Source organism: Candidatus Nitrosopumilus sp. bin_7KS (assembly GCF_054095835.1).
Genome location: NZ_JBSWSO010000002.1, coordinates 160346 through 178628, shown reverse-complemented (window position 1 = coordinate 178628; position 18283 = coordinate 160346). Strand labels below are relative to the sequence as shown.

The 18283-nt window shown below is 33.5% G+C and carries 21 protein-coding genes and 3 tRNA genes; 13 read left to right on the top strand and 11 right to left on the bottom strand.

From position 1 onward, the window contains the following. Positions 1-142: 142 nt before the first annotated feature. From ACW9W4_RS01380 to ACW9W4_RS01360, 5 genes are read left to right on the top strand one after another with little or no spacing between them, the layout of a single operon-like run. Positions 143-673, top strand: coding sequence for a hypothetical protein (locus ACW9W4_RS01380; RefSeq protein WP_457760745.1), 531 nt, complete (start codon positions 143-145; stop codon positions 671-673). Then, on the top strand, positions 654-2741 hold the full coding sequence (locus tag ACW9W4_RS01375; RefSeq protein WP_457760744.1) for a minichromosome maintenance protein MCM: 2088 nt from the start codon (positions 654-656) through the stop codon (positions 2739-2741). Before ACW9W4_RS01380 ends, ACW9W4_RS01375 begins: the two co-directional genes overlap by 20 nt. Beyond that, on the top strand, positions 2738-4864 hold the full coding sequence (locus ACW9W4_RS01370; protein WP_457760743.1) for a DEAD/DEAH box helicase: 2127 nt from the start codon (positions 2738-2740) through the stop codon (positions 4862-4864). The genes ACW9W4_RS01375 and ACW9W4_RS01370 overlap by 4 nt, the downstream gene beginning before the upstream one ends. After that, entirely contained in the window at positions 4865-5857 is a 993-nt protein-coding gene (locus ACW9W4_RS01365; RefSeq protein ID WP_457760742.1) for an MraY family glycosyltransferase, read from the top strand. Next, positions 5854-6084: a hypothetical protein gene (locus tag ACW9W4_RS01360; protein WP_457760741.1), complete on the top strand. Its 231-nt coding sequence runs from the start codon at positions 5854-5856 to the stop codon at positions 6082-6084. The genes ACW9W4_RS01365 and ACW9W4_RS01360 overlap by 4 nt, the downstream gene beginning before the upstream one ends. Here ACW9W4_RS01360 and ACW9W4_RS01355 read toward each other — a convergent pair. Genes ACW9W4_RS01355 through ACW9W4_RS01330 form a run of 6 tightly spaced genes read right to left on the bottom strand, consistent with a single transcriptional unit; the run spans position 6081 to position 10215 of the window. Beyond that, complete coding sequence (locus ACW9W4_RS01355) at positions 6081-6557, bottom strand: acyltransferase (protein ID WP_179362978.1); 477 nt, start codon at positions 6555-6557, stop codon at positions 6081-6083. The two genes, ACW9W4_RS01360 and ACW9W4_RS01355, sit on opposite strands and share 4 nt — an antisense overlap. Before the next feature lie 4 nt (positions 6558-6561). Then, positions 6562-6831, bottom strand: a complete 270-nt coding sequence (locus ACW9W4_RS01350; protein ID WP_457760740.1) for a Trm112 family protein — start codon at positions 6829-6831, stop codon at positions 6562-6564. Beyond that, positions 6828-7763: a Gfo/Idh/MocA family protein gene (locus ACW9W4_RS01345; protein WP_457760739.1), complete on the bottom strand. Its 936-nt coding sequence runs from the start codon at positions 7761-7763 to the stop codon at positions 6828-6830. Before ACW9W4_RS01345 ends, ACW9W4_RS01350 begins: the two co-directional genes overlap by 4 nt. Next, positions 7764-8681, bottom strand: a complete 918-nt coding sequence (locus ACW9W4_RS01340; protein ID WP_457760738.1) for a branched-chain amino acid transaminase — start codon at positions 8679-8681, stop codon at positions 7764-7766. It abuts the gene before it with no gap. 37 nt (positions 8682-8718) lie between these two features. Further along, the gene (locus tag ACW9W4_RS01335; protein ID WP_457760737.1) at positions 8719-9318 is read right to left on the bottom strand and encodes a hypothetical protein; all 600 of its coding nucleotides are present in this window, start codon (positions 9316-9318) and stop codon (positions 8719-8721) included. A 51-nt stretch (positions 9319-9369) separates the two neighbouring features. Next, entirely contained in the window at positions 9370-10215 is an 846-nt protein-coding gene (locus ACW9W4_RS01330) for a ferredoxin--NADP reductase (RefSeq protein ID WP_457760736.1), read from the bottom strand. A gap of 125 nt (positions 10216-10340) precedes the next feature. Here ACW9W4_RS01330 and ACW9W4_RS01325 point away from each other — a divergent pair. Further along, a tRNA-Ala gene (locus ACW9W4_RS01325) sits at positions 10341-10414 on the top strand. A 1-nt stretch (position 10415) separates the two neighbouring features. Here the strand turns inward: ACW9W4_RS01325 and ACW9W4_RS01320 are convergent. Then, positions 10416-10955: a HEAT repeat domain-containing protein gene (locus tag ACW9W4_RS01320; protein ID WP_457760735.1), complete on the bottom strand. Its 540-nt coding sequence runs from the start codon at positions 10953-10955 to the stop codon at positions 10416-10418. Between the two features lie 115 nt (positions 10956-11070). On the opposite strand from ACW9W4_RS01320, the gene ACW9W4_RS01315 reads away from it, so the two are divergent. Next, on the top strand, positions 11071-11358 hold the full coding sequence (locus ACW9W4_RS01315) for an AlbA family DNA/RNA-binding protein (RefSeq protein ID WP_179362985.1): 288 nt from the start codon (positions 11071-11073) through the stop codon (positions 11356-11358). 29 nt (positions 11359-11387) lie between these two features. On the opposite strand, the gene ACW9W4_RS01310 is transcribed toward ACW9W4_RS01315, so the two are convergent. Both ACW9W4_RS01310 and ACW9W4_RS01305 read right to left on the bottom strand, forming a co-directional pair. Continuing rightward, the gene (locus tag ACW9W4_RS01310) at positions 11388-12233 is read right to left on the bottom strand and encodes an isocitrate lyase/PEP mutase family protein (RefSeq protein WP_457760971.1); all 846 of its coding nucleotides are present in this window, start codon (positions 12231-12233) and stop codon (positions 11388-11390) included. Positions 12234-12324: 91 nt separating this feature from the next. After that, positions 12325-12834 (bottom strand): PadR family transcriptional regulator, encoded by a 510-nt coding sequence (locus ACW9W4_RS01305; RefSeq protein WP_457760970.1) that lies wholly within the window; start codon positions 12832-12834, stop codon positions 12325-12327. Between the two features lie 95 nt (positions 12835-12929). Here ACW9W4_RS01305 and ACW9W4_RS01300 point away from each other — a divergent pair, with 95 nt between their 5' ends. Genes ACW9W4_RS01300 through ACW9W4_RS01285 form a run of 4 tightly spaced genes read left to right on the top strand, consistent with a single transcriptional unit; the run spans position 12930 to position 16178 of the window. Continuing rightward, a complete protein-coding gene (locus ACW9W4_RS01300; RefSeq protein ID WP_457760734.1) occupies positions 12930-14642 on the top strand; it encodes an FAD-binding protein in 1713 nt (570 codons plus the stop codon). After that, a complete protein-coding gene (locus ACW9W4_RS01295; RefSeq protein ID WP_457760733.1) occupies positions 14643-15074 on the top strand; it encodes a succinate dehydrogenase in 432 nt (143 codons plus the stop codon). A 1-nt stretch (position 15075) separates the two neighbouring features. After that, positions 15076-15420, top strand: a complete 345-nt coding sequence (locus ACW9W4_RS01290) for a succinate dehydrogenase (RefSeq protein ID WP_457760732.1) — start codon at positions 15076-15078, stop codon at positions 15418-15420. Between the two features lie 2 nt (positions 15421-15422). After that, a complete protein-coding gene (locus ACW9W4_RS01285; protein WP_457760731.1) occupies positions 15423-16178 on the top strand; it encodes a succinate dehydrogenase/fumarate reductase iron-sulfur subunit in 756 nt (251 codons plus the stop codon). On the opposite strand, the gene ACW9W4_RS01280 is transcribed toward ACW9W4_RS01285, so the two are convergent. Then, the gene (locus ACW9W4_RS01280) at positions 16175-16498 is read right to left on the bottom strand and encodes a metal-sulfur cluster assembly factor (RefSeq protein WP_179361148.1); all 324 of its coding nucleotides are present in this window, start codon (positions 16496-16498) and stop codon (positions 16175-16177) included. The genes ACW9W4_RS01285 and ACW9W4_RS01280 overlap by 4 nt on opposite strands. A 49-nt stretch (positions 16499-16547) precedes the next feature. Between ACW9W4_RS01280 and argH the strand changes: the two genes are divergently transcribed. Then, a complete protein-coding gene (gene argH, locus ACW9W4_RS01275; protein WP_457760730.1) occupies positions 16548-18005 on the top strand; it encodes an argininosuccinate lyase in 1458 nt (485 codons plus the stop codon). A gap of 18 nt (positions 18006-18023) precedes the next feature. Here the strand turns inward: argH and ACW9W4_RS01270 are convergent. Beyond that, positions 18024-18097, bottom strand: a tRNA-Lys gene (locus tag ACW9W4_RS01270). A gap of 96 nt (positions 18098-18193) precedes the next feature. Here ACW9W4_RS01270 and ACW9W4_RS01265 point away from each other — a divergent pair. Further along, positions 18194-18271, top strand: a tRNA-Asp gene (locus ACW9W4_RS01265). The last annotated feature ends 12 nt before the right edge of the window (positions 18272-18283 follow it).

Here is an 18283-nt window from a genome sequence, read left to right as displayed (position 1 = left end):
TTATGCATCATATTAAAATCAAATTTAGCATAATTACATGCGATCAGCCTGGAATTAATTAGGATCAATTGATCTCACTAAATTGTTAACAGAATTGATCGATCCGGTACTTGTGGATCTAAATAAGAAAAAGTGATCTCAAATGGAAATAGATAAAGTAGAAAAAGTACATTCAATTGGATATCGCCTAAAGGATGCTAAAGTTACGATTAATCAAGATTTCAAGTATAATGTTGCAGGTATGAAAATTGAGGGTACTCAAGGCGATACAAACAACATGCCTCAATGGATAGGAAAAATTCTTTCAGAGAATAAAATAGGGACGGTAAATTCTCCAGATATGATTACACAACTAAAACAAGCCTTGTCAAAAGAAAAAATGGTTGGCGAATATCAAATCTCTACACTTGATCCTCACTTTTACATAAAATTGAAAGAATCAATGAAGGAACTAAACCATGATGATTTTGATAAAGTTGAAAGTATGATGTTAGAATTATTTAGAATGAGAAGGGGTAAGCTAGTAAAGATTGCAGATTCTATGAAACTCAATTCAGAACTATACAACAAACTAACTGTTGAGGAAAGTATCTTTTACAAAACAATTCATGAAAACAGTGTAGAGTTTGAAAAGCAGATAAGAGGAGAACGAAATGAGCATGGCTCAAGCTAGCACATTTACAGATTCTGCTTTATCAGATAAAGTAAAAGAATTCTTAACTCGATTCAAGGATAGAAATGGCAACTACAAGTATGTAGATGCAATCGACGAGATGATGCCAAAAAATGCAAAATTTATCATAGTTGATTACAATGATTTGGTGATAGAACCACAAATTGAAATTATATTTTCTCAAAATCCTGATAGATTGTTTGAAGCATTTGGAAGGGCAATAAAAGAAGCACTTCAAACAAGATTTCCTGAATATGCAGAAAAAATTAAAGATGAAGTTCGTGTTAGATTAATTAATTTCCCATTAGAGAGAAGTCTAAGACAAATCACTGCTGAAACTATTGGAAAGATTACAAGTGTTTCAGGAATGGTGGTAAGAGCATCTGAAGTTAAACCTCTTGCAAAAGAATTAGTCTTTGTATGTCCTGATGAACATCCAACTAAAATAATTCAACTAAAGGGTATGGATGTTAAAATGCCAATTGTCTGTGATAATCCTAGTTGCAAACATAGAGACTTTGAGTTAAAGCCTGAAGCAAGCAAGTTTATCGATTTTCAAATTTTAAGATTACAAGAACTTCCTGAAGATTTACCTCCTGGACAATTACCTCACTATATTGATGTCACAACTAGGCAGGATTTGGTAGATAATTCAAGACCTGGAGATAGAATCATTCTAACTGGTGTAGTGCGAGTTGAGCAGGAATCAGTTGCAGGAGTTCAGAGAGGCCATAGTGGATTGTATAGATTAAGAATTGAAGGAAATAATATTGAATTTTTAAGTGGACGTGGTTCTAAAACTGACAGAAAAATTGGTAGAGAAGAAATTTCACCTGAAGAAGAAAAACTAATCAAATCTCTTAGTCAAAGCTCCGATGTTTATCAAAGATTGATTGATTCATTTGCACCACATATCCAAGGTCAAGCATTAATCAAAGAAGCTATTCTATTGCTAATTGTTGGTTCTAACCAAAGATTACTTGGTGATGGAAGTAAGATTAGAGGAGACATTAACGTATTTCTAGTTGGAGATCCAGGTACTGCAAAATCTGAAATGTTGAAGTTTTGTGCAAGAATTGCACCCCGAGGTTTGTATACTTCTGGTAGAGGCTCTACAGCTGCAGGTCTTACAGCTGCAGTAGTTCGAGATAAAACTGGAATTATGATGTTAGAAGCTGGTGCAGTTGTACTAGGTGATCAAGGTCTTGTAAGTATAGACGAATTTGACAAAATGAAACCTGAAGACAGAAGTGCATTGCACGAAGTTATGGAACAACAGTCTGCAAGTATTGCAAAAGGTGGTATTGTAGCTACCCTGAATGCTAGAACTTCAATATTGGCTGCAGCAAACCCTATGTATGGAAAATATGATCCTTTCAAAAATATTACAGAAAATGTTAACTTACCAATTCCTTTGCTTACAAGATTTGACTTGATCTTTGTAGTTCGAGATATTCCAACTAAAGAAAGAGATATGATGATTGCAAAACACATTATTCGAAGAAACTCTGCACAAGGAACAGACAAAAAATCTGTCATTGAAGTTGATTTACTAACAAAATATCTATCATATGCAAAACGTGGAGAACCTGAATTAACACCTGAAGCTGAGGCTAAAATCCTTGATTATTATCTCCAAATGAGAAATGTAGAATCAGAAGAGATGATTACAGTTACTCCTAGACAATTAGAAGGAATTATCAGACTTTCAACTGCCAGAGCGAGATTACTCATGAAAGATCAGGTAGATGAAGAAGATGCTGATCGTGCAATCTTCCTAATTCAGAGTATGCTTCAAGATGCAGGAGTCGATGTTAATACTGGTAAAGTCGATCTTGGTGTGTTACAAGGAAAACCAAGAAGTGAGGTTTCCAAGATGCAATTATTCATGGATGTTCTCAAGGGTCTTGAAGGAGATAACAAAGTTCCAGTTGAAGAGAAGACGTTTGTAAAAGAATTAGAAAAGAGTGAAAAATTCACTGAAGAAGAGGCAAGAAATTACATTAGAAGAATGCTCAGAGAAGCATCTATTTATGAATCAAAACCCGGTCACTATAACCGAGTATGAATATAGATAAACTAAAACTTTCAGAATCAGCAATTGAATTTCTAAAATCACAAGGTTTTACAAAATTATATCCTCCACAAGCTGATAGTGTAAAGTCTGGATTACTTGATGGACAAAGCATTCTAGTATCCGCTCCTACTGCCAGCGGAAAAACTTTGATTGCAATGCTTGCAATGTTGAGTTATCTGGCTAAAAACAAAGGGAAGGTGATCTACCTTAGCCCATTACGTGCACTAGCTGCTGAAAAGTTTACAGAATTTAAAAAATTGGAAAAAATCGCTCTAGGAAACAAAATAAAGGTTGCAATATCTACAGGTGACTTTGAAAATATTGAAAAAAACTTGGAAAAAAGCAATGTTTTGATTTTAACAAATGAAAAAATGGATTCTATAATTAGACATGGTGCTGAATGGGTTGATGAAATTGGATTAGTCATTTCTGATGAAGTCCATTTGATTGGAGATGAGAATCGGGGTCCGACACTTGAGATGATTCTTACACAACTCAAACTATTAGAAACAAAACCTCAGATTGTAGGTCTTAGTGCAACGATTACAAATTCAGATGAGATTGCAGACTGGCTTGAATGTAAATTAGTAAAAAATGATTGGAGGCCAGTTCCACTTTCTGAAGGAGTATGTGACGGAGGTCAAGTTACAATGAGTGATGGTAAAACCTTTGAAGTTGAGCGTAGTTTAATGGGAACCCCTATTGATTTAGGCGTCCAATCAGTACATCAGGGAGGACAATCCCTAGTATTTGCTGAGACTAGAACTCGCTCAAAATCTCTTGCAACAAAAGCAGCAGATGCAATTTTTCAAATATTAGAAAAAAAAGAAATTACAGAATTAGAAAAGACATCAAAAAAACTTCTATCAGAAAATGAACATACTGAACTAGTCAAGACATTGGCATTATTAGTAAAAAAAGGAGTTGCATTTCATCATGCAGGACTAAATCAAAAATGCAGAGAAACTATAGAGGCAGAATTTCGTAAAGGAACAATCAAACTTTTATCATCTACTCCAACTTTAGCTGCTGGTGTTAATCTTCCAGCAAGACGAGTTGTTATATCAAACATTAACAGGTATAATGCCAAAGTAGGTGCTAATAGACCAATTAGTATTTTAGAATACAAGCAACTTTGTGGCAGAGCTGGAAGACCCCAATACGATGATTATGGAGAATCAATTATTGTTGGAAATGGCAATGTAGAAGATCTAATAGAATATTACATTAACGGAGAACCTGAAGCAATCGTATCTAAAATTACAGATGATAAATCTTTACGAACTCATATTCTAAGTGTTATAGTCACACATCCGGGAATTAAAAAAGAAGAGATTTTAGAATTTTTTTTACAAACATTGGGCGGACTACAATCAAGAAAACCGACAATTAAATTTGCAATTGATATTTCATTACGTTTTCTTGCAAGTAAGTTTTTGATTATTAAAAAAGGTGAAAGATATGCAGCTACTGAATTTGGAAAAAAGACATCAATGTTGTATATTGATCCACTAACTGCAACATACTTTAGAGATTCAATTGAAAATGTATCTCAAGAAAGAAAACATACTTTTGGATTTTTGCACATGATCACAAATTGTGAAGAATTTTTTCCAAAGTTCTCCTTACGACAGAAAGATTACGAAACTGCAAGTTTGATGATTGATAATAATTCATCACAACTTTTAGAACCAATATCTGAGTATGATTGTTCAAGAAGTCTTTTGGCATTACAATCTTGGATTACTGAATCTACTGAATTATCTCTCTCAGATAGCCTCGGAATTGAGTCTGGGGATATGCATAGAATGACTGAGAATGCAAATTGGCTATCTTATTGTCTTAGGGAGATTTCCAAGCACGTTGAGAGGGCAGATTTACTTGAAGAATTAAGTGATTTGAGAAATAGAATAGTTTATGGAATTAGAGAGGAACTGCTTGATTTAGTCAGAGTTAAGGGCATTGGAAGGGTCAGAGCTAGAATTCTATTCAAACATGGTATCAAGAATCTGGATGATTTGAGAAAAATTTCTGTGAATAAATTAGCAGAATTTGATAAAATTGGTTCAACCATTGCGGATAACATAAAGGCAGAGTTACGAAAGGTTAGATAATTGATTGATTTACTGATTCCAGCAATAATTTCTTGCATTGTTGCATTCTTTGTAGTATTTCTTATGACTCCTCCTTTAATCAAAATTTTAGAAAAAAGAAATTTTGCAGTAAAAGATATGAATAAAAAAGAAGATGTAATGGTAGTAAGACCTGGTGGTCCTGCAATTCTTGCAGGAATTATTGCATCTGAATTAGTTCTTTATGCATTTTTACAAATGAATGAAATTCTTGCTATACTAATTACAACATCAGCTGCATGTGTTATCGGATATGTTGATGATAGAAAAGTAATGGGTGGATGGTTTAAGCCATTGGCACTAGCAATTGCTGTAATTCCAATCATTGCACTTGGTGCATATGATACTAATCTTGCATTTCCATTATTTGGAACAGTGCAAATTCCTGCACTATACCTTGTATTAATTATATTCATGATCCCAATTACTGGAAACACAATTAATTCTATTGATGTTCTAAACGGTGTTGCAAGTGGGTTTATGGTAATTGCCAGTTTCTCGTTGTCTATTTGTTTATTCATTATACAAAATTACGAAATTGCAATTGTAAGTTTACCTCTTGGGTTTGTTTCATTAGCATTTTACAAATATCATAAAATCCCAAGTAAAATTTTTCCAGGAGATTCTGGCGCATTAACCTTGGGTGCAATGTATGGTGCAATTGCAATTGTAGGTGGCGTTGAAATAATTGCAGCGATTGCACTTTTACCTGCAGTAATCAACTCATTTTTGTTCCTATCGAGCGTAAAACGAGTAGTAGAGCACAGGCAAATTAAGGGAAAGCCTGTAGAGAATACTGAAGATTTTCTACTAAAAGCAACTGATGATAAAAAGGCCCCGGTTACTTTGGTTAGACTGATTCTTGCAGGTGGACCAATGTCTGAAAAAAATGTAGGATTGGTAATTTTTAAACTAACAATATTTTCAGGAATTTTAGCAGTAATTACTGCATTTATGATGGGAGTATCCCTTTGAAATCTGGGCTTTTTGTTTTCTTGTTTGCAATGTGGGGGCTGATAATTGTAGGTGGCGGAATTATAGTTATTATTCTAGGACCAATTACAATTTCAGGATTTGGTGAACTTAATTGGTTTATTGCATCTGTGATTAAAGCTGTTATTGCATTAGTTCTGGTTGTAATTTGGGTTTTAATTTTATCAAAGATGAAGAATTGGATATTCAGAAAAGAAATTAAACTTTAACTTTCTTTCCACTGTCTTTGTTTCTTGTCATATTCGTCTCTACTGTATCTAATTGAAGCAGGAGATCCTATCACTACTGTATTTTCAGGAACATCTTTTGTCACAACTGCTCCCATTGCAACAACACTATTTTTTCCTACGGTGACACCTGCTTTGATTACTGCACGTGCACCAATAATTGCATTATCTTCAATTGTCACTCCTATCATTTTATTACACATTGGATAAGGATCATTTGTTAATACTGCTGCAGGGCCGATGAATACATTTTTTCCAATTCTTGAAAGTGGTGGTATGTATGCTTGACCTTCGATTTTGGTATTTTCACCAATCTTTACATCATAATCAACATGTGCTAAAGAACCAATTTTGACATTATCTCCAATTTCTACATTATCTCCTACATATGAAAAATGCCAAATCTGAACATTTTCACCAATCTTTGCTTTCTCTGAAATAAAATTAGTAACCATTATCTCACAAGTGCCATGGGTTTGCCTTTGTAATAATTTTTTCAGGTAATTTATCCTTAAATTTTTTCAGAAATTCTATTTCTTGTTTCTTATCTCGAAGTTCATCTGGTAACATTATTGGAATCTCTTCAATTATTGGGTAAAATCTAGAGCATTTTGGGCAAAAAATTACCCCATCTAAAATAACATTGTTTTTTTCCTTTATTTCAAATAATTCTAAAGGATGTGTTTTGTCAATAGGACAAGCCAAAATATCCATCATAGTTTTGTTCATTTTAGATCCAGATAGATGGGGATTCCCTTTTGACTAGATAAAAGTGCAGCTTCGGCAATTTTTGTTACATTTACTGCCTCCTGAGATTTTACTATCTGGTTGTTTTTCCCTTCAATTACTCCAAGAAAACTTTGAATTTCTAATAACAATGGTTCTTGTTTTTCATTTTGTATGGTTTCTGAATCTTCATCTTTTTCTACAACAATTTCTTGGGTGATGAAATCAGATGAAATAATTGCATCTGTACAAACGGCATTAAATTTTCTTAATTTTTTAGGGGTTATCCAATTGGATGTGATGATTGCAACTTTATCATTTTTGTATCCTAACATGATACTTGTGAAGTCTTCATGTTCATGTTTTATTTTTCCTGCTCTGGCAAATACTACTTGAGGCATTTCATCAAATAACCAGTTTGCAGTATCAATATCGTGAACTGATGTGTCATAAATAATTCCCACATCTTTGATGTGCAGAGGCATTCTATTTTCTCTGTGAAATTCAAGCATTACCAAATCGCCATATTTTTTCTCTTTAACCATTTTTTTAACTACGTCAACTGCGGGATTGAATCTTTCAATATATCCACATGTTAGAATGACTTTATTTTTTTCTGCAATTTTAACAAGATTTTGTCCATCTTCAGATTTGTATGTCATTGGTTTTTCAACAAAGACATGTTTTTTTGCTTCTAACAATTTTTGTGTAATTACAGTATGAGTTGATGTGGGAGTTACCACAAATGCACCATCAAATTCCTCTTTAGATAATAATTCATCTAATGATGTATAGTGATTAACAGAATACTTTTCTCCATATTCTTTACTTTTTTGAGAATCTGAATCACACACAGCTACTAGTACTCCTAATTGTGATAAAATTCTTGTATGGTTCTTTCCCCATCCACCTGTTCCAATTTGAATAATTTTCATCTAATACACCTCAGTTAACCAATGAGTGTAATCATCATTTTTGTTCATTACTATCTCTGTATACATTTCCATCATTTTTTTAGTAATGTCTCCAGGTTTACCATTTCCAATTTGTTTTGAATCCATTTTAATGATTGGTGTAATTTCAGCTGCAGTTCCAGTTAGGAAAATTTCTTCTGATATGATCAATTCACTTCTTGTGACCTCTCGCTCAATCATATCGATATCCAAATCTTTTGCAATTTTGATAATTGCATCACGAGTAATTCCTTCAAGTGCTGATGATGCAAGCGAAGGAGTGATCAATTGACCATTTCTAACAATGAAAATATTCTCACCTGGGGCTTCACTGACATTTCCATTATGATCAAGTAAAATTGCCTCATCAAACCCATTTCGTTTTGCTTCCTGTGTGGCAATGATAGAATTTAGATAATTTCCTCCCATTTTGGCTTGAGGTGGGGTTGACATGTCTGAGAATTTCCTCCAAGATACAACTCCTGCTGTAATTCCATTTTTGCTAAACAAATCCCCAAAAGGAAAAGTAAAGATTGCAACATTTGTTGGTGCTTTTTCAGTAACATGAAGATTAATTCCGTAATCACCTACAAAGTAAAATGGTCTTATGTAACATGATTTTTTTATCTTATTTTTTTTACAAATTCCAATTATTGCATTAGTAATCTCATCATCTGAAAAATTAAGTGAAATATTATAAAATTGCCCTGATCTTCTAAATCGCTTTACATGTTCATCTAATCTGAACACATTGAGATTTTTCCCATTCCAGTATGCTCTAATTCCTTCAAATATTGATGTCCCATAATGAATTGCATGTGTTGTAATTGGAACTTGTGCTTTTTCTGTAGGGACATATTTTCCATCAAACCAAACATATTTTGAAAGAGGAATTGCCATGGAAAAATTCTATCATGAGTGTATTAATCTCTACTTATTATGAATACCCTTCTTTAGGAAATTTCATTCCTACAATCCGTGTAGTTTGATCTTCTTCTTTTGCAAATTTTTCAACAGTCTTCCATTCTTCATCAATAATTTTGACTATCTCTTCAGGAACATCTTCTTTCCATGCAGATTTTTTTCCTAGTACTACATCATACAGTTTTTCTTTAACTGATGTTGCTGAGAGTGCTTTACGTTCACCAATTTTTGGTCTTAATCTGTACATTTTCAACATGTAACCTTCTGCCTTGTCACCGGTATATGAAAAATAATCACCTTCAACTCCATCAAGAATTTGTTTTCTTAATTTCCATGATTTCCTTCTTATCAGTGGTGGGAGATATTTTTTGAATGGTGCTTGAAATGCGTAATCATCAGTTATTTTGATTGAATCTCCAAAAATAGATTCAAGCATTTTTTTTCTAGTTTTAAAATCAAATGGAAAACTCTTGCTGTTTATTTCTCTGTCTTCGTCCTTGAAGACTACAGGCATTACTTTAACTACATCTGCCTGTTTTTTTAATTCTTTAATTATTTCAACATGTGCATTCGTTACTGGATTTAGATGTGCAAGATATAGTGCCGTAATCAATTACATCACGTAAATAATTCTCATATTTCAATGATTAAATTTAAAAAAGTTTTATCCGTATGATTCGTATTTAACTTCAAAGCTTCCATCTTCACGTTTTTCATGGTCCGTGACAAAGCCTTTAGGATTTAAGAAATCCATTACCCCATCAATGGTTCCTTGCCATCCACAAACATAGAAAATTGTATTTTCTTTAGTTATTTTATCATCAATTAATTCTTCTAATGGTGAAACTCCATTATCTCTTGGTCTTAGGAATGTTTCAACTCTACCAACTTGACCTGCCCATGATCTGTTAAACCATTCTTGTGGTCTACTAATTGCAGCTCGGTATCTGAAATTCCATTGATCTTTTCCTTTAGCGATACTTTCATTTTCAAGATTAGTTAGCAAATCTTTGTAACTTAATTCATCAACATAACTGGCACCATGTAAAACTATGATTTCACGTTTATCTTCAGTATCGTGAAGATGTTGTGCAAAACTTACAAATGGTGCAAGACCTGTTCCTCCACCAATACAAACAATTCTACGGTTATCTTTTTCTCCGTTTGCTAATTCTTCATTAATTAGTAAGGCTCTACCTGTTGGTTTTAACCAAAGAATTTCATCTCCTTCTTTTACATTGAATATTTGAGTAGTTAATCTACCTGGAAGTGGTTTTCTAACCCATCTGATAACTAATTCAATATAGTCCCTATTTTCTGGATGTGATGCGATTGAATATGCACGTCTAACAATTTTTCCATTTTCCACAGGATTTGGTAATCCTAAAGTGATGAATTGACCTGCTTGGTATTCTGGAACAGGTCCATCTTTTGGAACTATTCTAATAATTACAAGATCTTCTTTTAATAATTGGACATAAGTGACAGTTGCTTTGTTATCTACGACCATAACGATTGAATCAGTATTTGCACGGTTAAATATATTGTGTTAATTTTATAACCCGATTTTCTAATTGACCGCTAAACGTTAATAACCAATTTGTAAAACTTATTTCAATCAGATTTCTGATTATTGGGCCGGTCGTCTAGTCCGGTAGGATATGTGCATGGCATGCATGGGATCGAGGGTTCAAATCCCTTCCGGTCCATTTATTTTTTTATTACAGATGAAATCATTTTTTCAATTTCTGGATCTTTTTCTTTTAAAATATCCTTGATTCTTTCTTCTGATAATCCAATTTTCAAGTTAATTATTGCTTGGAGCGCACTTTTCTTCACTTCTATGTTGGAATCTAACAACGCTTCAAGAAAAATCTCTTTAGCTACAATTGCTTTTAGATGACCTAATGCTCCAAGAGCACATGATCTGACCATAGAACGTTCATCGTTTACAAGTTTAATTATTTCAGGTATTGCTGATGTTTCATTTCTATTTGCTAATACTAGTGATACAAAACCTCTAATGTTTTTATTTGCAGTACTTAAATTATTGATCAAAAAATTTGAAATTTTATTTTTATTTAATAATAATGAACTAAATGCTTCACCTCTAACTGCAAGATCATCATCATCTAATTTTGAAATTATTTTTTCTAATAGATTGGGATTATCTTCATTATCCAAAGTCTCCAAAATTTTGATTTTTTCTTTACTGTTTCCAAATTCTAAAACTTTTGAAATATTTTCCAAGTTCTGACTAAATTCCCTCTTTCTAGTTAATAATGGTTCAAATTTTTCAATTTTTTTTCATTTATTTTGAAAATCCCCTTTTAGCTTTAAATTATCCTAAAATATCAAATTTTGCATGTCAAATGAAACCCGAGACACCGTATTCATTGGTAAGAAACCATTGATGGCATATGTAACATCAACGCTAATTCAATTGGCAAACTTACCTGCCGTCAGCATCAAAGCTAGAGGACTCAGCATAGGTCGTGCTGTAGATGTAGCTCAAATCATTGCTAGAAAGACAGAAAATGCAGGCTACACTATCGGAGAAATCAAAATTGGCTCCGAATCATTAGAGTCTCAAGACGGTAGAACAAGAAACGTTTCAACAATAGAAATTGAAGTAAAGCGAAATACAAGCTAGTTGTACTTTACTTGAAATTTTTTATTTTATTATTTCTTTGATCTTTTGTACTTTTTTTCCATTTTTCTAAACTTTGGAAGTTCAACCAAGTCATTAAACTGATTAAAATTAACAACTTTTTGTTTATACTTTGAAGTATTGCCTGACTTTTTTAATTCAGTTAGGATATTCATTGTTGCAAATGTATTTGCATACAAAACAGACAATGGATAGAGAATGATGTTAAACCCTATTTTGCTTAATAATTCTGCTGAACTTAATGGAGTCGCTCCACCTTCTATCATATTTGCAACAAGTGGGGCGTTGATTTCTTTTCCAATCTTCTTCATTTCATCAATTGATCTTGGTGCTTCTACAAATACAGCATCTGCACCTGTTTTCTTGTTTTGTTTTCCACGTTCAATTGCTTCATCTAATCCTTCAGTTGCTCTTGCATCAGTTCTGGCAACAATGATGAAATTTTTACTTTCTCTTGCATCAATTGCAGCAGATAATTTCTCTGTATATTCTTCTTGAGAAACTACTTCTTTTCCTTGCATGTGGCCACATCGTTTAGGCCACCGTTGATCCTCTAAGAATATACCAGATGCTCCTGCTGATTCTAATTCTTTTACTAATTTCCAAACGCTAAGTGCATTCCCATATCCCGTATCTGAATCAACAATTACAGGAACCTGTACTGCTCTACATATTCTTCTGGCATTATCTACAGTTTCAGTGGCACCGATAAATCCATAATCTGGCATTCCAAATAATGTGGCAGATGTCCCATATCCTGTTTGAAACATTGCATCAAATCCTACTTTTTGAGCAATTTTAGCACCTAAAGCATCATAGACCCCTGGGATAACAAGTGGTTTTTTTGATTTTAACATATTTTTCAAACTTTTCATAATTGTGTTCTATTTCTGAATTATTTATGATTTTAATAAATGGATGATAAAGTAGAATCAAAACATTCTGTGATTATTCAATCTTAATCTTTTTACTTTTTTTCTTTACTTCTTTTTCTTGAACTTTTTTTAATTCTGATTCTAGAAATTGCTTGTATTTTTTGGTCTCATCCTCTGTCATGTTGGCAAAATTAGAACTTAGTATAGATCCCATTGCAGCAATCTTTTCTAGTAGATCTAAAGCAACAAATCTTCCAACATTTCCTAATCGAAATAAAACCTCAAGTTGTTTTTTAACAATGTCGTTTACTTTGTCTACGTCTTCTGCAGTATCTTTCCCTTTTTGTGTTAATTGATATTTCCCATCCTTTGTTTCTTCAATTAATCCTTCATCTAGCAATCTACCCAACAAAGGATAAATTAATCCCGGTGATGGTTTCCAAATACCATTACTTTGTTCAACTGCATAATCGATAATCTCTTTCCCTGTATGTGGAGTTTTTTTCAATAATTCTAAAATGAAATATCTTGAAAATCCTCTAGGGACTGAGCTTCCTACCCTTTGAAACCACTCAGAAATCATCACTAGTGATATCACTAGTGATATATTTTAATATTTTGGATCATGCCTGCCAATTACTACATATTTATCCTGTACAAAGCAAGTTTGACTGAAAAATGGTAGATTCTCTAGAATTTGATTTAATTATTTGTGGTTCTGGTTTAGCCGGTTTACGTGCTGCAATTGCTGCAGCCAAAAAAGGCCCTCATCTCAAAATTGGAATTGTTTCTAAAGTTCAAGTTATGCGTTCACATTCAGTTTCAGCAGAAGGCGGAACTGCAGCAGTTCTTTTTGAAGATGAAGGTGACACAATTGAATCTCATATTTATGACACTGTAAAAGGAAGTGATTTTCTTGCAGACCAAGATGTTGCTGAAAGACTTTGTGTTGAAATGCCCCAGGAAATTCATCAATTAGATCATTGGGGAATGCCATGGTCAAGACGAGATGATGGTAGAATTGATCAACGAAACTTTGGTGGATACAGTTTCCCTAGAGCAACATATGCATCTGATAAAGTTGGTTTCTTTGAAATGCAAACTTTGTATGATACATGTCTAAAATTTGAAAATATTGAATATCTTAACGAATGGTTTGTCACATCAATAATTCATGATGGAAAACGATTCATGGGTGTTACTGCAATTGAATTAAGTTCTGGTACATTTTACACAATCAAAGGAAAAGCTCTCATCATTGCAACTGGTGGGGCTGGAAGATTATACAGCTTTTCTACTTATGCCCTTTCTTCGACCCCTGATGGTTTGGATATGGGATTGCGTGCTGGTATGGCACTCAAGGATATGGAATTTGTCCAATTCCATCCAACTGGAATTTTACCTTCTGGTATTCTAATTACTGAAGGTGCAAGAGGTGAGGGTGGTTATCTTCTTAACAACAAAGGTGAACGATTTATGAAAACATATGCAGCTGGTAAAATGGAATTAGCTCCACGTGATATTGTATCAAGATCAATAATGACTGAAATTCAAGAAGGTAGAGGATTCAAACATGAAACTGGTGTAGATTGTATGAAACTTGATTTACGACATCTTGGAGATGAAAAAATTAAAGAGAAATTAGGTGGAATTAGAGAAATATCAATTAAATTTTCAGGTCAAGATCCTGCAAAGGATTTGCTTGACATTAGACCAGTATGCCATTACATGATGGGTGGACTTCATACTGACATTGATGGTGCAACTGAAATTCAAGGAGTTTGGGCTGCTGGAGAGGCTGCATGTAACAGTGTCCATGGTTCTAATCGTTTAGGCGCAAATTCAACTTCTGAATGTATTGTTTGGGGTAAAATTACAGGCGAATTAGCAATTGATTATATCCAAAAGAATGAATCCACAAATCCATGGCCTCATCATCTTGTAGCTGCTGAAGAAAAGAGAATCTATGATGGAATCTTTAGAGGGAATGGAGATGTTAATCCATATGAAATTAGGCAACAACTAACTGATACAATGAATGATAAAGCATATGTTTACAAAAATGAAACTAACCTAATTGAAGGTCTTAAAATAATTCGAGATTTAAAGAAACAGACTTGGAAACACGTCGATGATAAAGCAAAAGAATACAACACCAATTTTGCAAACGTGATGGAACTTGACTCTATGTTTAGAGTAGCTGAGATTGTTTTACTCGGTGCAATAAACAGAAAAGAATCTCGTGGAGCACATTCAAGAACTGATTACCCAAAACGAGATGATGTCAACTTTTTACATCACACCCTTGCTTACTATGATCCAAATGAACCAATAATGAAAACACATCCAGTAACAATTACTAAGTACCAGCCAGTGGAGAGGAAGTACTAGATGGCAAACGATGAACACAGAGAAGGTGTTGGAGGGATGATCAATCCTCGTAGATATGGAATTGAACGAGTAGCATATTTGTTAATGAGATTAAGTGGATTGGGATTATTGGCATATTTTATAGGTCATATTTATGAAACCAGTAATATTTTACGAGGTCAGGTTGGCTGGGATGATTTCATGGAACTCATCTCTGGTACTGAAGGTCATATCGTAATGTCTATTGTAATTGCAATGTGTGTATTTCATACTGTAAATGGAGTTAGAGTAATGTTGGGCCATGGTGGAGTAGGTGTAGGAAAACCTGCAAGACCTGATTATCCATATGATCCAGCATCACAAAATTATAGACATAAAATTGGAATTTATTCTGCAATAGTTCTTGCAGCAGTTGCAATGATGTATGGTCTAGCGGTAATGTTTGGTGAATAAAATGAGAGAAAGTACAATAATGAAAATCCACTATGGGACTGCTTTGGCAGCCGTAGCCTTAGTGGCAGTTCACATTTTGATGCGTCTTACTATGGGATATGCAGAATCATTAGAATATGAAAATGTCTTAGCTAATTACAAATTTGTTCCATATGCAATAATGTTGGAAATAATTCTAGTTCTACTTGCTGTTCATGGATTTAATGGATTAAGGGTGATTTTACTTGAATTAAAACAAGGAAGACTGTATGAAAAAACTGTCTCTTATGGTTGCCTTGTTGGAATGATTGGGTTAATAGCATATGGCTCAAGAACAATTATTATGACAAACATGGGGATGGTATAGGAATGGCTCAAGTTTCTAGTATTTCAAATGAACAATCATCAACGGCAAAATCTATTACTCTTAAAATTTCAAGATTTAATCCTGAACATGATGAATCAAGTCAATTTATGGAATTTAATGTCAAATATGAAAAATGGACAACTGTTCTAGAAGCAATCCTTGATGTCAAAAAACACTTTGATCATTCTGTTGCAGTACGCTATTCTTGTAGACAAGCTACATGTGGTTCATGTGGAATGATAATTAATGGAAAACCTAGATTGGCATGTTTTACAAAAATTAGCGAATTAGATTCTAATGTTGTCACCGTTGAACCGATGAATAATTTTCCAGTAATTCGTGATTTAACAGTAAAGTTTGAAAAATTATTTGATTCTCATCAAAAAATTAAACCATACCTAATTAGAGATGATACAGAACTGGTCTCTGACGAAAAAGAATTCTTACAAACTCCTGAAGAAGTAGAACAATACATTCAATTTGCAAATTGTATCAAATGTGGTTTGTGTAATTCTGCATGTCCTACCATGGCAACTGATTCATCATTTGTTGGACCTCAAGCATTAGCTCAAGCATATCGATATGTTGCAGATAGTAGAGATAAGGGAAAAGATTCTAGATTAAAAATAATTGATGACTCTCATGGTATTTGGCGATGTCATTTTGCTGGCTCTTGTAGTCAAGTATGTCCAAAAGGAGTTGATCCTGCTATGGGAATTCAACTACTTAGAGGATATATGCTAGGTTTTAGAAGTTAACCTAGTTTTTTTGGATTTGGGCTATTGTTTACTTGATTGTTAATCTGTTCAGCCATGAAATGATTTGAGACATTAACTTTAACATCTTTTACACCATCTACTTTCAAAAGATTATCGTGTACATCTTGGCAAATTTTAAAACCAAATACTGCTGGACAGAATGGACTTGTAAGATGTAAATCCACTTTGACATTACTGTCGTTGATATCGACTTCATCAATTAATTCTAATTCTACAATTGATGTGTTAATTTCAGGATCTACAATCTTTGATAGCTCATCAAATATTTTAACTCGCATCAGTTTGATATCTTGGCTCATGTCGTGAAAACCATCGTTGCTATATATAACCATTATAGAACCTTAGGTAATGTATCGTTCACGTCTTGGTACTGATTTGAGTGATATTACTTTGGATTATGTTTCATCAATTAATGATGATTCTGAAATTGCACTTTATGATATTCTTGGAAGTCAAGCTCACGCTTTGATGTTATTTCAACAAAATATTATAACAAATACTGATGCAAAAAAAATTTTGAGTGCTTTAGAGAATTTGAAAAATGAAAAATTTGATGCCTCATCTGGTGCAGAAGATATTCATGAGCTTATTGAAACTTTGGTGATAAAAAAAGCTGGAATGGCCAGTGGAGGAAAAATGCATACTGCAAGATCTCGAAACGATCAAGTTGTCTTAGATATTCGAATGAAAATAAGAGATGATATCAATATCATTTGTAATTGTCTTTTAGATACCATTGAAGCTCTTGTATCTGTGGCTAAAAATCACCAAAAAACAATCATGCCACTATACACTCATCTTCAACAAGCACAAGCTGGATTATTTTCTCATTATCTTTTAGCTCATGCTGATGCTTTGACACGAGATTTTGAACGATTGTTTGGAACGTTTGAACGAATAAACCAAAGTCCACTTGGAGCAGGCCCTGTTGGAGGAACAAGTATTCCTATTGATAGACATAGTACTGCAAAGATGTTGGGTTTTGATGGTCTTGTTGAAAATTCAATTGATGCAACTAGTACACGCGATTTTGTGGCAGAATATGTGGCAATGATTTCTATTTTAATGACAAATCTAAGTAAAATTTCTGAAGATTTTGTAATCTGGTCTACTTCTGAATTTTCATTTATTGAACTATCAGATGAATTTACATCTCCATCTAGTGTAATGCCTCAAAAAAAGAATCCTGATATTTTGGAACTTACACGAGGTAAAACTGCAGAAGTTATTGGGAATTTAACTGCAATTTTAACAACTGTTAAGGGACTAGCATCAGGATATGGGCGAGATTTACAACAAATTAAATCATCTATTTGGTCTACATCAAAAATTTCTATCAGTGCATTATTAATTTTAAAATCAATTCTTCTAACTTTGAAAGTAAATGAAAAACAAATGAAAAAAGTTACAGAGTCTAGTAATCTAATTGCGTTAGATATTGCAGAAAAATTAGTTCAAGAAGGAATCCCATTTAGAGTGACTCATAAAATTTCAGGAGTACTAGTTCAATTGGCTCATAATTCAAAAAAACCTATTTCAAAATTGACCTTGTCTGAAATAAAAAAATCAGTGGCTGACACAAAAGTTGATCCTAAAATAGTCTCAAAAATCATATCTTCTACAACTGTTGTTTCATCTCTTAAAGACCGAAAATCTTTTGGTTCTTCAGGCTATGATGAACAAAAAAGAATGATATCTGATAGAACTCTAAAAATTAATCAATACAGATCTGATGTATTGAAAAGAGAAAATAAAATTAATGCATGTATTGATGATTTGAAAAAGCAAGTTAAAGCAATGATTTAATGAATAAAGAATAGAGAGCGGGTCTAAAGGGATTCGGACCCTTGACAACCGGATTAAAAGTCCGGTGCGCTACCTGGCTGCGCCATAGACCCTCGTAAAAAATGCCTTAATTGTATAATTTAGTCTTTTACAAAAGATTTTGTTGTGACAGAAACTTTTAATCTGGCATTTTGACTCCAAGAACTTGTGCCCTTGTAGTATAGCCCGGTCTAGAATTCGGCCCTGTCACGGCTGAGACGCGTGTTCAAATCCCGCCGAGGGCGCCATCAATTCTCTTT

Excerpts from the sequence above, each read along its gene's own strand:
- argH (WP_457760730.1), top strand. The coding sequence starts at position 16,548 with ATGTATCGTTCACGTCTTGGTACTGATTTGAGTGATATTACTTTGGAT.
- ACW9W4_RS01285 (WP_457760731.1), top strand. The coding sequence starts at position 15,423 with ATGGCTCAAGTTTCTAGTATTTCAAATGAACAATCATCAACGGCAAAA.
- ACW9W4_RS01350 (WP_457760740.1), bottom strand. The coding sequence starts at position 6,831 with ATGAACAAAACTATGATGGATATTTTGGCTTGTCCTATTGACAAAACA.
- ACW9W4_RS01280 (WP_179361148.1), bottom strand. The coding sequence starts at position 16,498 with ATGAGCCAAGATATCAAACTGATGCGAGTTAAAATATTTGATGAGCTA.
- ACW9W4_RS01305 (WP_457760970.1), bottom strand. The coding sequence starts at position 12,834 with ATGATTTCTGAGTGGTTTCAAAGGGTAGGAAGCTCAGTCCCTAGAGGA.
- ACW9W4_RS01345 (WP_457760739.1), bottom strand. The coding sequence starts at position 7,763 with ATGAAAATTATTCAAATTGGAACAGGTGGATGGGGAAAGAACCATACA.
- ACW9W4_RS01380 (WP_457760745.1), top strand. The coding sequence starts at position 143 with ATGGAAATAGATAAAGTAGAAAAAGTACATTCAATTGGATATCGCCTA.
- ACW9W4_RS01375 (WP_457760744.1), top strand. The coding sequence starts at position 654 with ATGAGCATGGCTCAAGCTAGCACATTTACAGATTCTGCTTTATCAGAT.
- ACW9W4_RS01340 (WP_457760738.1), bottom strand. The coding sequence starts at position 8,681 with ATGGCAATTCCTCTTTCAAAATATGTTTGGTTTGATGGAAAATATGTC.
- ACW9W4_RS01355 (WP_179362978.1), bottom strand. The coding sequence starts at position 6,557 with ATGGTTACTAATTTTATTTCAGAGAAAGCAAAGATTGGTGAAAATGTT.
- ACW9W4_RS01315 (WP_179362985.1), top strand. The coding sequence starts at position 11,071 with ATGTCAAATGAAACCCGAGACACCGTATTCATTGGTAAGAAACCATTG.
- ACW9W4_RS01300 (WP_457760734.1), top strand. The coding sequence starts at position 12,930 with ATGGTAGATTCTCTAGAATTTGATTTAATTATTTGTGGTTCTGGTTTA.
- ACW9W4_RS01370 (WP_457760743.1), top strand. The coding sequence starts at position 2,738 with ATGAATATAGATAAACTAAAACTTTCAGAATCAGCAATTGAATTTCTA.
- ACW9W4_RS01330 (WP_457760736.1), bottom strand. The coding sequence starts at position 10,215 with ATGGTCGTAGATAACAAAGCAACTGTCACTTATGTCCAATTATTAAAA.
- ACW9W4_RS01290 (WP_457760732.1), top strand. The coding sequence starts at position 15,076 with ATGAGAGAAAGTACAATAATGAAAATCCACTATGGGACTGCTTTGGCA.
- ACW9W4_RS01310 (WP_457760971.1), bottom strand. The coding sequence starts at position 12,233 with ATGTTAAAATCAAAAAAACCACTTGTTATCCCAGGGGTCTATGATGCT.
- ACW9W4_RS01295 (WP_457760733.1), top strand. The coding sequence starts at position 14,643 with ATGGCAAACGATGAACACAGAGAAGGTGTTGGAGGGATGATCAATCCT.